This is a genomic window from Thermobispora bispora DSM 43833 (assembly GCF_000092645.1).
GTDB classification, from domain to species: Bacteria; Actinomycetota; Actinomycetes; order Streptosporangiales; family Streptosporangiaceae; genus Thermobispora; species Thermobispora bispora.
This window is the reverse complement of the sequence record NC_014165.1, coordinates 3,158,297-3,172,688: the sequence shown is the minus strand read 5'-3', so window position 1 is coordinate 3,172,688 and position 14,392 is coordinate 3,158,297. Positions and strand designations below refer to the sequence as shown.

13 protein-coding genes are annotated in these 14,392 nt (G+C 74.1%); 9 read left to right on the top strand and 4 right to left on the bottom strand.

Features of this window, described 5'->3' with window-relative positions:
- The first annotated feature begins 133 nt into the window (after positions 1-133).
- A complete protein-coding gene (locus TBIS_RS13430; RefSeq protein ID WP_013132941.1) occupies positions 134-541 on the top strand; it encodes a VOC family protein in 408 nt (135 codons plus the stop codon).
- Positions 542-613: 72 nt separating this feature from the next.
- A complete protein-coding gene (locus tag TBIS_RS13425; RefSeq protein ID WP_013132940.1) occupies positions 614-802 on the top strand; it encodes a hypothetical protein in 189 nt (62 codons plus the stop codon).
- A 308-nt stretch (positions 803-1,110) separates the two neighbouring features.
- Here the strand turns inward: TBIS_RS13425 and TBIS_RS13420 are convergent, their stop codons facing one another.
- Positions 1,111-1,851, bottom strand: a complete 741-nt coding sequence (locus TBIS_RS13420) for a ribonuclease HII (RefSeq protein ID WP_050760690.1) — start codon at positions 1,849-1,851, stop codon at positions 1,111-1,113.
- A 375-nt stretch (positions 1,852-2,226) separates the two neighbouring features.
- Between TBIS_RS13420 and TBIS_RS19920 the strand changes: the two genes are divergently transcribed.
- Entirely contained in the window at positions 2,227-2,862 is a 636-nt protein-coding gene (locus TBIS_RS19920) for a hypothetical protein (RefSeq protein ID WP_013132938.1), read from the top strand.
- Between the two features lie 136 nt (positions 2,863-2,998).
- On the opposite strand, the gene secA2 is transcribed toward TBIS_RS19920, so the two are convergent.
- Complete coding sequence (secA2, locus tag TBIS_RS13410) at positions 2,999-5,254, bottom strand: accessory Sec system translocase SecA2 (protein ID WP_204251939.1); 2,256 nt, start codon at positions 5,252-5,254, stop codon at positions 2,999-3,001.
- Positions 5,255-5,657: 403 nt separating this feature from the next.
- Here secA2 and TBIS_RS13405 point away from each other — a divergent pair, with 403 nt between their 5' ends.
- A complete protein-coding gene (locus TBIS_RS13405) occupies positions 5,658-6,494 on the top strand; it encodes a DMT family protein (protein WP_013132936.1) in 837 nt (278 codons plus the stop codon).
- A 200-nt stretch (positions 6,495-6,694) separates the two neighbouring features.
- Here the strand turns inward: TBIS_RS13405 and TBIS_RS13400 are convergent, their stop codons facing one another.
- The gene (locus TBIS_RS13400; protein WP_013132935.1) at positions 6,695-7,828 is read right to left on the bottom strand and encodes an FAD-dependent oxidoreductase; all 1,134 of its coding nucleotides are present in this window, start codon (positions 7,826-7,828) and stop codon (positions 6,695-6,697) included.
- 360 nt (positions 7,829-8,188) lie between these two features.
- Between TBIS_RS13400 and TBIS_RS13395 the strand changes: the two genes are divergently transcribed.
- The 4 genes from TBIS_RS13395 to TBIS_RS13380 are packed head-to-tail and all read left to right on the top strand — an operon-like array spanning position 8,189 to position 12,708.
- Positions 8,189-9,142, top strand: coding sequence for a phosphotransferase family protein (locus TBIS_RS13395; RefSeq protein ID WP_050760536.1), 954 nt, complete (start codon positions 8,189-8,191; stop codon positions 9,140-9,142).
- A complete protein-coding gene (locus TBIS_RS13390) occupies positions 9,143-10,357 on the top strand; it encodes an acyl-CoA dehydrogenase family protein (RefSeq protein WP_013132933.1) in 1,215 nt (404 codons plus the stop codon). It begins immediately after the preceding gene.
- 27 nt (positions 10,358-10,384) lie between these two features.
- The gene (locus TBIS_RS13385) at positions 10,385-11,557 is read left to right on the top strand and encodes an acyl-CoA dehydrogenase family protein (RefSeq protein ID WP_013132932.1); all 1,173 of its coding nucleotides are present in this window, start codon (positions 10,385-10,387) and stop codon (positions 11,555-11,557) included.
- On the top strand, positions 11,554-12,708 hold the full coding sequence (locus tag TBIS_RS13380) for an acyl-CoA dehydrogenase family protein (protein WP_013132931.1): 1,155 nt from the start codon (positions 11,554-11,556) through the stop codon (positions 12,706-12,708). The genes TBIS_RS13385 and TBIS_RS13380 overlap by 4 nt, the downstream gene beginning before the upstream one ends.
- Before the next feature lie 90 nt (positions 12,709-12,798).
- On the opposite strand, the gene TBIS_RS13375 is transcribed toward TBIS_RS13380, so the two are convergent.
- Entirely contained in the window at positions 12,799-13,389 is a 591-nt protein-coding gene (locus tag TBIS_RS13375; RefSeq protein WP_013132930.1) for a TetR/AcrR family transcriptional regulator, read from the bottom strand.
- A 152-nt stretch (positions 13,390-13,541) separates the two neighbouring features.
- Here TBIS_RS13375 and TBIS_RS13370 point away from each other — a divergent pair, with 152 nt between their 5' ends.
- A complete protein-coding gene (locus TBIS_RS13370; RefSeq protein ID WP_013132929.1) occupies positions 13,542-14,309 on the top strand; it encodes a nuclease-related domain-containing protein in 768 nt (255 codons plus the stop codon).
- The last annotated feature ends 83 nt before the right edge of the window (positions 14,310-14,392 follow it).

Below are 14,392 nucleotides of genomic sequence, written 5' to 3'. Positions count from 1 at the left end.
ACCGGAGTGATCAAACCGATTCATCCGGTCTCGCGGCCCTCGTTCATGTTTGATCCGCCGTCATGCCGGTAGGGTGCAAAAGATCCGTGCGCAGGCGGGCCGGGCGGGCACCGGCCTCGGGGAGGAGGGTCTGATGGAGGTACTCAGCAGCCGGATCCTCATCCGTCCCGCCGACCGGGCGGCGAGCCTGCGCTTCTACCGGGACGTCCTCGGCCTCGCGGTCTACCGGGAGTTCGGCCCCGCCGACGACCCGGGCGTGGTCTTCTTCCTCGGGCAGGGGTTCCTCGAGGTCTCCGGGAGATCGGAGGGCGGGCGCGGATCACACGTGCAGATCTGGCTGCAGGTCCGCGACGTGCACGCGGAACACGAACGGCTCGCGGCGGCCGGGGTGCCGATCCGCCGCCCGCCGAGGCGGGAGCCGTGGGGGCTCATCGAGCTGTGGATCGAGGACCCCGATGGCACGCCCATCGTGCTCGTCGAGGTCCCTGAGGGACATCCCCTCCGGCGAGACCGGCGTGACCTGCACTTGCCAGCAGAGTAACTTGTGGTGTTTTATCCCTACCTATTCCCATCTGTCCCATAGACGGCGCTGCGGAAGAGCTGTGGAGGGGAGATGAGCGAGTTCGCCGCTGAGCTGCGCGCGCGCCTCAACGAGGTGCGTGAGGAGATACGGCGGGCCGAGGCAGAGGGCGATGACTACGGGATCGAGGTGCACACGGGCAGGCTCGACAACCTCATGCGGCTCGCCGCGGAGCACGGCATCGACGTAGACGAGGTACGGCCGCCGGAGCCGAAAGGCTGATCGCACCTTGATCGGACGGCCTGCCGGCCGGGACGTGCGTGCGGGACGCCGCCGACCCCGTGAGACGGGCGATGGCGGTGCCCGGCGATGGCGGCGCCCGGCGGTGACGGCCGCGCCGTACGGGCCGGCGCCGGGTATGAGCGGGGCCGCAGGCTCGGGATGCCGCGGCCGGCGCCCGGGGCCGGCGGTGGCCGGAGCCGGCATGTCGCCCCGGGGCCGGGCAAGTCGCGGCCGGAGCCTGGGTGACCGGCCGGAGGGCGCGACCGGGAAACGCCGGGAGACGCGGCCGGGGCAGGGGCGGTGACCGGCTAGAGCAGGGCGAGCTGGTCCGGCCCGGCGCCGCGGTGCTTCCGCAGGTGCCGCCAGCGGGGCAGCGCGTCCAGGTACGACCAGGAGAGCCGGTGGTGCGGGGTGGGCCCGTGCTCGGCCAGGGCCCGCCGGTGCACGGGGGAGGGGTAGCCCGCGTTGTCGGCGAAGCCGTACTCGGGGTGCTCCTCGCCCAGCGCCGCCATGAGCCGGTCGCGGTACACCTTGGCCAGCACGGAGGCCGCGGCCACGCTCACCGAGCGCCGGTCGGCCTGCACCTCGCACCGCGCCGTCCACGGGCCGCGCAGGAAGTCGTGCTTGCCGTCGAGGATGATCGCGTCCGGCCGGTACGGCAGGGCGGCGAGCGCCCGCTCGGCGGCCAAGCGCAGGGCCTCGGTCATGCCGAGCTCGTCGATCTCCTGCGGGCTCGACTCGCCGATCCCGTGACAGTTCAGCCAGCCCGGGAGCACCTCGGCGAACGCCTCGCGGCTGGCGCGGGTGAGCAGCTTGGAGTCGGTGAGCCGGACGCTCCGCCCGCCCCGGCCGGGCAGCTCGGGCGGCGGGCTGAGATCGGTGACCGCGACGCAGACCACCACCGGTCCCGCCCAGGCTCCCCGGCCCACCTCGTCGAGGCCGGCGATGCGCACGGCGCCGGCGGCGCGCAGCTCTTCCTCGATCGCGTAACCCGCCGTCCGGTCCGCGGGCGCGGTCCCGGCCCGGTCCGCGGCGGGCGGCTCATCGATGATCGCCTCAGGGTTCGGCACGGGGACATCTTCGCACCGGCGGCGTGCTCCCCGCGGGCCGAAACCATAGATCCGCTTGACCCTGTCTTTACCTTTTATGCAAAAAGGTAAAGATCCGTGCCCAGATCTAGCAGTTTGGGCGTTTAGTGGTCTAGTGTCCGGATTGCCAAAGCATGACCAACCGGACAGATCCCCTTGAAGGTCATCGTGGTCAACCGAGAACTCCCCAGCATCCTCCCCCTCGCGGCGGGTTCGGTGCCGGGCCTTGACGGATCGGCACCGAACCCGCCGGCGCCGATCGCGCTCCCGGCCCAACCGGCATCCCCGGAGGCGACGGGCGACGCGGCCGCCTGTCCGGACGGGGGTGAGCTGGTGATGTACCGGGGCAGCACCACGGCCTCGTACTTCTGGGACGACGGCTCGGGCATCAACGGGGACACCGGCCTCCCGGCCTCGGGCCTGCCGATGCAGAAAGGGCTCGCCGCCAGCCCGAGCTGGCCGCTCGGCACCAAGGGGTACGTGCTGTACCAGGGAAAGAAGGCCGAGTTCTTCATCGGCGACCGCGGCCCGGGGATCCCGTCGAGCAAGGGGGTCATGCTCGACCTCGACGGGCAGACCTTCGCCGAGCTCACCGGCGGCACCTGGAACCCCGAGTCGCTCACCGTGGACGGGATCGGCGGGATCGGCCACATCCAGGTGGAGTACGTGATCACCGAGTGGGGTTCCGGACCCGGGATCAAGGGCGAGCCGAGGCCGTTCGCCAGCGGCGCCTACCGGGTGAAGGACGACTCCCAACCGTCGCCGTTCTGCCTCTCCGCGCTCATCGGCGGGGGCGGCGGCGCGTCCGCCGAGCGCATCACGCTCGCCGGCATCACCCTCGGGCCGGCAGCCGGGCCCGAGGCCGTCATCGCCCTCAGCGCGCTCGAGATCTGGATGATCGTGTGCGCGCTCCTGTGCGCCGCCAAGTCGGTGCTCGGCCTCCCGTGCTCCTCGCGGACGCGCACCGCCTGACCGGGCGCGCGCCGGGCGCCTCCGGGCGTCCTGGCGGCCACCTGCCCGGCCGCCGCACCTGACCGGGCGTGCCGGGCCACCGGATGATCCGCTCCAGTGGCCGGGCAGCGGCCCGCCCGCACGGGCACCCGCCGGGCTACCTGCGGCGCCGCACCCGGCCGGCGACGTGGCGGAGGACCCGGTCCCACTCCGAGCCGAACGGGTTGTCCTGCACCAGGTAGGTCCAGGTCGCCGCGGGCCGCCGCATCCCCTGGTCGGCGAGGTCCGCGGTGAGGTCGGCCTCCGCGAAGCTCCGGCGGGCGCGCCGCTCCACCTCGGCGAGCATGGCGCGGAACGCGGGCACCGCCTCCCGGTTGAACTCCTCCAGCGGATCCAGCCGGCCGAGCGCGCGCAGGTGGATGCCCTCGCGCAGGTCGCTCAGGAAGCCGAGGTGCTCGCTCCAGCACCGATCCAGGTGGTACAGCACGATCTGCCGGGCCGCCCGCCCGACCGCCTCGGCGCCGAACGCCGCGCACAGCTCCGCGTACCGCTCCGGGCACGCCTCGCGCAGGGCCACGGCCGCCGCGTCGCCGTGCAGCACGCGGTCGCGGTACCCGAGCACCTGGTCCCGCTGCCGTTCGATCACCCGGGTGTACCGCCAGGTGTTCCGGTGGATCTCCAGGTTCACGCCCTCGGCCACCCGCTGGGCGTGGGCGATGAGCTCCGCGGCGCCGCGGTGCCGTACCCGGCCGTCCTCGTCCGCGGGCGGGAGGGACTCGCCGGGCGCGTACGCGGTGAGCAGGTGGTCCTCCCCGCTGACGAAGAACACCGAGCCGCCCGGGTCGCCCTGCCGGCCGGCCCGGCCCCGGAGCTGGTCGTCGAGCCTGCTGCTCTCGTGCCGGCCCGTGCCGATCACATAGAGCCCGCCGAGCGCGGTGACCTCGGCCTCCTCCGCCCCGTCGTGACCGCCGAGCCGGATGTCGGTGCCGCGGCCCGCCATCTGGGTGGAGACGGTGATCGCCCCGCGCCGTCCCGCCTGCGCGATGATCCTCGCCTCCTCGGCGTCGTTCTTCGCGTTGAGCACCACCGCGTCAAGGCCCCGGGCGCGCAGCCGGGCCGCGAGCCGCTCGGACTCGGCGATGTCGAGCGTGCCGACCAGGACCGGGCGGCCGGTGGCGTGCTGGGCGGCGATCTCCGCCACGATCGCCTCCTCCTTGTCCGCGGCCGTGGCGTAGACGCGGTCCGGCTCGTCGACCCGGACGCACGGCCGGTTGGGCGGGATCACCGCGATCCGCAGCCCGTAGAACTCGCGGAGCCGCTCGCCCACGGCGAGCGCGGTCCCGGTCATGCCGCAGAGCCGCCGGTACCGGCCGAGCAGGCCCTGGACGGTGATCGAGTCGAGGATCTCCCCGGTCTCGGACGGCGGCAGGCCCTCCTTCGCCTCCACGGCCGCGTGGAGCCCGTCCGGCCACCGCTGCAGCACCGCCACCCGGCCGCGCGAGGGGTTGATCAGGTGCACCCGCCCGTCCCGGACGATGTAGTCCACGTCGCGCTTGAGCAGCGCGTGCGCGTGGAGGGCGAGGTTGACCTGGGTGACCATGGCGGGGTCCGCGTACAGGTCGTCGATGCCGAGGGCCTTCTCCACGGTCTCGATGCCCTTGGCGGTGAGGTGGACGCTCCGGCCCTCGCCGTCGATCGTGAAGTGGTACCCGCGGACGAGCCGCCGGGCGAGGGCGGCGAGCTCGGGCAGGGCCGTGCCCGGGGCCGCCGATCCGGCGAGCACGAGCGGTACCCTCGCCTCGTCCACCAGCACGGAGTCGGCCTCGTCCACGATCGCCACCTGCGGCGCGGGCACCACCAGGTCGGCCGGGTCGGTGACGAACCGGTCGCGCAGCACGTCGAAGCCGAGCTCGCTCACCGCCGCGTACGTCACGTCCCGCGCGTACGCCTCCCGGCGCTCCCCGGGGGACGAGGTCGCGGCGATCCAGCCGGCCGTGAGGCCCACCGCCGCGTACAGCGGGGCCATCCACTCGGCGTCCCGCCGGGCGAGGTAGTCGTTGACCGAGACCACGTGGACCCGCTCGCCCCGCAGCGCGTACCCGGCCGCCGCGATCGCGCCCACCAGGGTCTTGCCCTCGCCGGTGGCCATCTCGGCCACGTGGCCGTCGAGCAGGGCGAGCGCGCCGATGAGCTGGACGTCGTGCGGCCGGAGCCCGAGCGCCCGGTGCGCCGCCTCGCGCATGAGCGCGCAGAACTCCGCCGTGGCGGGTGGGGCGCTTGCCAGGGCGGACCGCAGGTCGGTCACCCGCCCGGCCCGGTCCGCCAGCGCGCCGGCCTCGGCGACCAGCCGCCGGTACGGCCCGATGTCCACGTCACCGGGACGGCCGAGGAACCGCCTGATCCACACACCCATCCGCGCCATGCCGGCTCCAACGACTCCTCCGCCCGCCCGGTTCCCGGGCGTCCATCGTCCCACGGTCCCGGCCCTCCGGCCCGGGCTCCGGCGCGCGCCCCGGCGCGGGCGGCCGGTCCGCCGCCATGCCCCGCCCGCCCCCGGCGAGCGTCCTGAAGGTTTCCCACCGGGCGGTCCGGGTACGTCACGGGCGCCGTCGGGCGATCGGCCGCACCGCGCGTCCGCCCTGGCGGACGTGCCCGGAGGCGCGGGCGTGGTCGTCTCGCGGCATCCGCCGCGGCACGCCGATCCGGGCCGGTCACGCGGAGATCGTGGCGGGTACTGAGGGGGTTTGTGACGACGGAGTGGATATTTGTCCCTAAGCTTGCGGGGTGACCCCAAGCGACTACGTGCTCCTCCCCATATGACGTGGATTGGCGTGCTGATCGCCCTCATCGGGGCGTTGGGATATGCCCTCGGCGCCGCCTTGCAGCAGCGTGAGGCCGTGACCGCCGGGGCGACGCTCGCGCTCGTCCGCCGGCCCCGCTGGTGGCTCGGCGGGGTGGCCGGCCTCTCCGGCGCGTGCCTGCACGGCCTGGCGCTGTGCCTGGCCCCGCTCGTCGCCGTCCAGCCGGTGAGCGTGGCGACCCTGGTCTTCGCGGTCCCGCTCGCCGCCATGCTGCACGGCAGGCGGCCACGCCCGGCCGAGCTGGCCGGTTCGGTGGCGGTGGCGATCGGTTTACTGGGGCTGATCCTGCTCATCCCGGTCAGCGGCGACACGCCTGAGCTGACCGACGCCGGGGCGGTGGGGCTGCTCGCCGGGGTCGGGGTCATCGTGGCGGTGACGTCGGCGGCCGCCCGCCGGATGCGCGGCCCGATCGCGGCGGTGCTCACCGCGGTCGGCGCCGGCGCGGTCATCGCGACCGTGTCCACCTTCGCGCGCGCCGTCGGCGGGCACGTCCTCACCGACCCGAAGAGCGCGCTGCACTGGTTCACCTTCGTGATCCCGGTGCTGCTCGTGTGGGCGTTCGTGCTGCTGCAGCGGTCGTACGCACTGGGCTACTTCGGCATCGCCTACGCGAGCGTCCAGGTGGTCGACCTGCTCCTCTCCGTGGCCGCCGGGGCGTTCCTCCTCGGGGAGACGCTGCCCACCGGCTGGGGCAGGGCGATCCCCGCCCTGCTCGCCGGCGCCCTGCTGGTCGGCGGCACGATCACGCTCGCCCGGCTCGCCCCCGACCGGTCCGGTGCCGCCGCCGTGTAGCCGGGCCGTACGCCCGCGTGCCGTACCCGCCGGGCGGGATCGCCCCGGGGAGCGCGATGGGCCTGATCGCCCCGGCGCGCCGGTGCCGGAGGCCCCGCGGAGCGGGGGTGCGGAGCCGGCCCTGATCGCCCCACCGTGCCCGGTGCCGAAGGCTCCGCGGAGCGCCGGTGCGGGCCCGGAGCCGGGCGCGGGGCATCGGATCACGCGGGCGGCGCCCAGCGGAACAGCTCGTCGATCTGCCGGAGGGCGAGCGGGCCGAGCCGGCTCGTCCAGGACGTCACGGTGTCGCGGAGGGCCACCAGGGGCGTGGCGCGCAGCCCGCTGAGCCGCCCGAGCGAGCGGGAGCGCCGGGCGATCCGCGTCGCCCGCGGCAGCCGTTCCGCGGTGTACGCGGCGAGCCCGGCGGTGACGCCCCCGGCGGCGACCCGGGCGGCGAGGACCACGGCGTCCTCGATCGCCTGGCACGCGCCCTGGCCCAGGTGCGGGGTCATCGCGTGCGCCGCGTCGCCCAGCAGCGCCACCCTGCCCCGGTGGTAGGCGGGCAACGGCCGGTCGAGGCAGTAGAGGTCGTGCCGGAGCACGGAATCCGGGCCCGCCGCGGCGATCAGCGCCGGGATCGGGTCGTGCCAGTCCCCGAACAGCCGGGCGAGCTCCGCGCGCTCGTCCGGCGCGCGCCCGCCGGGCGGCACGGCCGCCGTCGCATAGCAGTACACCCGGCCGTCGCCCATGGGCGCCACGCCGAAGATCCGCCCGTGCCCCCAGGACTCGGCCGCCTGCACCGGCCCGGGCGCGGGCACGACCATGCGCCAGCTCGTCACCCCCGCGTACGCGGGCCCCGGATGCCGGGGGAAGAGCGCTCCCCGGATCCGCGACCGGATCCCGTCGGCCGCGACGACCAGGTCGGCCTCGAACGGACCGGCCGTCGTCGTGACGGTTCCGGTGGCCGGATCGGCGGACTCGGCGCGGACGCCCGTGCGCAGCGACCCCGGCGGGAGCCGGCGGGCGAGCAGGTCCACGAGGTCCGGGCGCATGATGAGCGCCACGGGGTGGCCGTACCGGGCCGCGGCGGCCTCGCCCGGCACCCGGACCAGCCAGCGGCCGTCGGACCGGCGGATGCCCACCTCGCCCCGCAGGCCGGGCAAGGCGCGCACCTCGTCGCCGAGGCCCAGGTGCTCCAGCGCGCGCAGCGCGTTCGGGGCGAGGGCCAGGGCCAGCCCCACCGGCTCGATCGACGGCGCCTGTTCGAGCACGGTCACCGACCACCCCTTCCGGGTCAGGGCGACCGCCGCGGTCAGCCCGCCGATGCCCGCTCCGATCACCACCGCGTGCGCCATGCCGTCCCTCCGTTCCGCCGGTCCGAAAGCGCCCGGTCCTTCCGCACCGAAGCTACGCCCCGGCCTCAGCGCGCCGGCGCGCGGGGTCGCCGTCCGGGGCGTGCGGCGAGGAACGGGCGCGCGCGGCGTGGTGCCGGCGTGCGCCGAGGAGCGGCCGGCGTGCGGCGGGGCATGGGCACGCGCGAGGCGCGGGTTCTGCTCGCGGCGGGCGATCGAGGCCGAGCGGCACGCGCCGTCCGCGGTGGCCGTCCGAGGCGGACCGGCGGGCCCGGCCGCGGTCACGCCGCCCGCCGCCGGTACGGCTCGGGCGCCTGAGGGGGAGGGCTTACCAACATACCGGCTGGTCGGTATCCTGGAGCGGTGAACGTGGACCCGCCCGGGCTCGACCTCACCCGCCTCGCCGCGTACCTGGAGGATCAAGGCCTCACCCGCGGCCCGCTGACCGCCGAACTGATCACCGGCGGCAAGTCCAACCTGACCTACGTGGTACGGGACGCCACCGCGGAGTACGTCGTCCGCCGGCCGCCCCTCGGGCACGTCCTCGCCACCGCGCACGACATGGGCCGGGAGTACCGGGTGATGACCGCGCTCCGGGACACCCCGGTGCCCGTGCCCCGGACGTACCACCTCTGCACGGACCCCGAGGTGATCGGCGCCCCCTTCTACGTGATGGAGCACGTGGCGGGGGAGCGGCCGCCGATGACCCCCGCGCTCGCGCACGAGCTCATCGACGTGCTCGCCGCGCTCCACTCGATCCCGCCGGAGAGCGTGGGCCTCGCGGACTTCGGCCGGCCGGACGGCTACCTGGAACGCCAGGTGAGGCGGTGGAAGAAGCAGCTCGACGCCTCGCGCAGCCGCGACATCCCCGGCATCGACGAGCTGTTCCAGCGGCTCTCCCGCGACATCCCCCGGTCCGGCGCCCCGGCGATCGTGCACGGGGACTTCAAGCTCGGCAACACGCTCATCGCCGGCGGCAAGGTCCGGGCCGTCCTCGACTGGGAGATGTCCACGCTCGGCGACCCGCTCACCGACCTGGCCCTCTTCCTGCTCTACGGGGACGAGGCGATCGACCTCGACTCCGAGGAGAAGGGCGAGATGGCGAACCCGGAGGAGATCGTCGCCCACTACGCGGAGGCCACCGGCCGGGACGTCTCGCGCCTCGGCTGGTACCTGGGCCTCGCCTGCTTCAAGCTCGCGGTCATCGCCGAGGGGATCCACTTCCGCTACACCCAAGGGCTCACCGTCGGGGAGGGCTTCGCCGAGATCGGCGAGCACGTCGGCCGGCTGGTCGCCCGCGGCCTCACGGAGGTGTGAATGGACTTCGAGTACGACGCCACCACGCAGGAGCTGCGCGCCAAGCTGCTGGCGTTCATGGACGAGTGCGTCTACCCGGCCGAGCCGATCTTCGAGGAGCAGGCCGCGGAGAGCGGCTGGAGCCCGCCGCCGATCCTCGAGGACCTCAAGGCGGAGGCGCGCCGGCGCGGGCTGTGGAACCTGTTCCTCCCGGGCGAGTACGGCGCGGGCCTCACCAACCTGCAGTACGCCCCGCTCGCCGAGATCATGGGCCGGTCCCCGGCGATCGCCCCGGCGGCCACCAACTGCGCCGCCCCGGACACCGGGAACATGGAGCTGCTCGCCCACTTCGGCAGCGAGTGGCAGCGCAAGGCCTACCTCGAGCCGCTGCTCAACGGGGAGATCCGCTCGGCCTTCGCCATGACCGAGCCCGACGTGGCCTCCTCCGACGCCACCAACATCACCACCTCGATCCGGAGAGAGGGCGACGAGTACGTCATCAACGGCCGCAAGTGGTTCATCAGCGGCGCGATGAACCCCGGCTGCAAGCTCTTCATCGTCATGGGGAAGACCGACCCGGACGCGCCGCCGCACCGCCAGCAGAGCATGGTCCTCGTGCCGCGCGACACCCCCGGCCTCACCGTGAAGCGCGGCATGTCGGTCTTCGGCTACGAGAACCGCGACCACGGCGGCCACGCCGAGGTGATCTTCGAGAACGTGCGGGTCCCCGCCGACCACCTCCTCGGCGAGGAGGGCGGCGGCTTCGCCATGGCGCAGGCCCGCCTCGGGCCCGGCCGCATCCACCACTGCATGCGGCTGATCGGCATGGCCGAGCGGGCGCTGGAGGCCATGTGCCGCCGGGCGCTCAGCCGTACCGCCTTCGGGAAGACGCTCGCCGAGCAGGGGGTGGTCCAGGACTGGATCGCCGAGGCGCGCGTGCGGATCGAGCAGATCCGGCTGCTCGTGCTCAAGACGGCCTGGCTGATGGACACGGTCGGCAACCGCGGGGCGCACACCGAGATCCAGGCCATCAAGATCGTCGTGCCCTCGACGGTCGAGTGGATCCTCGACAAGGCGATCCAGGTGCACGGTGCCGGCGGGCTGAGCCAGGACTTCCCGCTCGCCCCGATGTGGACGGCGGCCCGCAGCCTGCGGTTCGCCGACGGACCCGACGAGGTGCACAAGCGCTCGCTCGCCCGCCGGGAGCTCAAGCGGTATCTCACCGAGACGCCGTGAGCCCGGACCGAGGAGGTGATTGCCAACGTGACATGGGATGAGGAGTCCGTGGCGGAACGCTGCCGCGCGTTCCTCGCCGAGCACGACCCGGCGCGCATGGACCGGCTCGAGTTCCTGCGGGCCCGGTTCGACGCCGGGCTCGCCTGGGTGCACTTCCCCGAAGGGCTCGGCGGCCTCGGCGCGCCGCGCGAGCTCCAGGCCGTCGTGGAACGGGAGCTGAAGGGCACCCCGGACAACGACCCCGGCCGGATCGGCATCGGGCTCGGCATGGCGGCCCCGACGATCCTCGCCTTCGGCACCGAGGAGCAGAAGAAGCGCTTCCTCCGGCCGTTATGGACCGGCGAGGAGGTCTGGTGCCAGCTCTTCAGCGAGCCCGGGGCCGGCTCCGACCTCGCCGCGCTCGCCACCCGCGCGGTCAAGGACGGCGACGAGTGGGTGATCGACGGCCAGAAGGTGTGGACCTCGGTCGCGCACCGGGCCCGCTGGGGGATCCTGGTCGCCCGCACCGACCCCAACGTGCCCAAGCACCGCGGCCTGACCTACTTCATCTGCGACATGCACGCCCCCGGGGTGGAGGTGCGGCCGCTCCGGCAGATCACCGGTGAGGCCGAGTTCAACGAGGTCTTCCTCACCGGCGTCCGGCTGCCCGACTCGCTCCGGCTCGGCGAGGTCGGCGAGGGCTGGCGGGTCGCCCAGACCACGCTCATGAACGAGCGCGTCGCCATCGGCGGCGCCCAGAGCCGGCGGTCGATGATCAACGTGGTCGCCGCCACGTGGCGGTCGCGGCCCGAGCTGCGCACCCACGAGCTCCACCAGCGGCTGCTCGCGCTCTGGGTGGAGGCGGAGGTCCTGCGGCTCACCGGGGCCCGGCTGCGCGAGCAGCTCGCCGCCGGTCAGCCCGGCCCGGAGGGCTCGGGCATGAAGCTCGCCCTCGCCCGGCTGCACCAGCGGCTCACCGGCCTGGAGGTGGAGCTGCTCCGCGAGGAAGGGCTCACCTACGACGACTGGACGTTCCGCCGCCCCGACCGGGTGGACTTCACCGGGCGCCAGGCGGGCTACCGCTACCTGCGCGCGAAGGGCAACTCCATCGAGGGCGGCACCTCCGAGATCCTCCGCAACATCATCGCCGAGCGCGTGCTGGGGCTGCCGCCCGAGCCGCGCACGGACAAGGACGTCGCCTGGAAGGACCTCCCCCGATGAGCGCCCCTACGATGAGCCTGCTCTACACCGAGGTCGAGGAGGAGCTGCGGGCCGCCGTGCGCGACCTGCTCACCGACCGCAGCGGACCGGCGGCCGTGCTCGCCCGGGCCGACACGGCCGCGTCCGGCGGCGTGCCGTACGACAGCGAGCTGTGGACGGCGCTCGCCCGGGACATCGGGGCGGCCGGGCTGCTCGTCCCCGAGGAGCTGGGCGGGGCGGGCGCCTCGGCGCGGGAGGCCGCCGTGGTCCTCGAGGAGCTCGGCCGCGCGGTCGCCGTGGTGCCGTTCTTCAGCAGCGCCGTCCTCGCCACCAGCGCCCTGCTCGCCTGCGATGGGCCGGCCGCCCGGGACCTGCTCGGCCGGCTCGCGTCCGGGGAGACGACCGCGGCGCTCGCGGTCTCGCTCGCCGCGTCGCCGTACCGGCCGCCGGAGCCCGCGGTGGAGCTCGGCGCGGACGGCACGGTCTTGGGCACGGTGACCGGCGTGATCGGCGCGGAGGTCGCCGACGTGCTGCTCGTCCCGGTACGGCACGCGGGCGGCCGGGCGCTGTGCGCGGTGGAGCGCACCGCCCCCGGGGTGTCGATCACCCCGGTGACCTCGCTCGACCTCACCCGGCCGATCGCCACGGTCTCGTTCGGCGGGGCACCGGCCGAGGTGGTCGCCGAGGGGGACGGGCCGGTCCGGGACGCCCTGGTGACCGGCGCCGGGCTGCTCGCCTCGGAGCAGCTCGGCATCGCCGACTGGTGCCTCACCACCACCGTCGCGTACGTCAAGGAGCGCAAGCAGTTCGCCCGGCCGATCGGGTCGTTCCAGGCGATCAAGCACCGGCTGGCCGACCTGTGGCTCGAGGTGGTGGGGGCGCGGGCGGCGGCGCGGAACGCCGCGGCCCACCTCGCCTGCTGGGGCGCGGGCTCGGCCGGGAGCGGTGAGGTGGCCACCGCGGTCGCGGTGGCGCAGGCGCACTGCGGGACCGTGGCCGTGCACGCGGCCGAGGAGTGCATCCAGCTCCACGGCGGTATCGGGATGACCTGGGAGCACCCGGCTCATCTGTACCTGAAGCGGGCGAAGGCCGATGAGATCGCGCTCGGCACGCCGGGTGACCATCGGAACGCCCTCGCCGGGCTCGCAGACCTTCCGGGGCCGGTGTCCTGACCGGGCCGCCCGCCACCGGCGGGCGCGGCCGGGGCGCCGGCCTCGGCATCCCCCTTCAACCCCTGCGGACCGGGCACCGCCCGGCACCGGTCACGGGCGCAGGGCCCGCAGCAGCAGGTCGGCGAAGTAGCGGCCGATCTGCTCGCCGGAGAGCTCGCCGTCCGGGTGGTACCAGGTGCTCAGGTGGTGCACGGAGCCGAAGAAGAAGTTCACCACCATGTCGGCCGGGATGTCGTCGCGGAACACCCCGGCCCGCTGGCCCTCGAGCACGAGGTCGCGGAAGCGCTCGTGGTAGCGGCGGCGCTGCGCCCGCACCATCTTGTACACGTCCGGTGCGAGCTGGTGGGTGGAGCGGAAGAAGATCTTGGTGTCCGGGAGGTTCTCGATGGAGGTGATGATCACGTCCATCGCCGCGGCGTGCAGCCGCTCCTCCACCGGGGCGTCCGAGTCGGCGAACTTGACCAGCCGCTCCATCTGCATGCGGAGCACGCGGGCGTAGATCTCGGCGAGCAGGTCGTCCTTCGAGTCGAAGTAGTGGTACATGGCGCCCTTGGTGACGCCCGCCGCCGCGACGATCTCCTGGACCGACGTCCCCTCGAAGCCCCGCTCCGCGAACAGCCGGGTGGCCTCGGCGAGCAGACGGTTCCTCACGGGTTCCGCTACGGTCGCGTCACGTGCCATCCCGGCCTCCCTCTTCTCCTGCGCTCTAGCGTACCGACTGGTCGGTCAGCGGATGTCCACATCGGTGAATCGAAGACCTCCCTACCTAGGAGGCGTGAAACCCGCTTGGGTATTCCAGAGAAGAATCACTGGAACCAGTGTGGGGAGATCGCGTGCCCGGTGAGTCCATCTACGTACCGAGCGACGAGAGGTTCGGCGGCTCGTCGCCCCAGTACTACTACGAGACCGCGTGGGTCAGCGGACGTAAGAAGCGGCTGCGCAAGCGGCTGCTCATCGGGGTGGCCGGCATGGCGTTCGGCGTCTGGCTGGGCATCCGCTTCGGGCTCGACTTCTTCCTGACCGGCCTGGTGGTGGGCGGGGGCGCCGCGTTCATCGACTTCCTCGTGGCCTGGCGCGCCCATGAGCGGACCGCGGTGTGGCGGGGCAAGCGCCGGGGTCAGGACATCACCGGCCCCCTGCTCCGGCTCGGGCTGAACCGGCGCGGCTACCGGGTCATGGACGGCCGGGCCGTGCCGGGCGCCGCCTCGATCGACCACCTGGTCATCGGGCCGAACGGGGTGTGGATCGTCGACAACGAGGCCTGGGAGCCGGGCACCTACGTCGCCAAGTACGGCGAGCGGCTGTTCTTCGGCGAGAAGTACGGCACGTCCATGGCGAAGGACCTCATCAAGGCCACCACCTCGCTCGCCGAGATGCTGCGCGAGCAGACCGGGCTGGACGTCTCCGTCGCCCCGGTGCTCGCCGTGCACGGCGCGAAGATCGAGTCGAGGAGCGGCGTGCTGAGCGGTGAAGGGCTGACCGTGGCCTACCCGCGCAAGGTCGCCCGGTGGATCCGGAGCCAAAGCGACGCCACGCTGACGCCCGAGCAGATCGACCTGCTGGCCCGGACGGCCGCCCTGATGCTCCGGCGCATGTTCTGACCGTCTCCGGCCGGTGGGGCCGCCTCGGCGGGCGTGGCGCACGGGCCGCGGCGGGTTGCGGCCGGCCGCGGGCGGGATCCCGG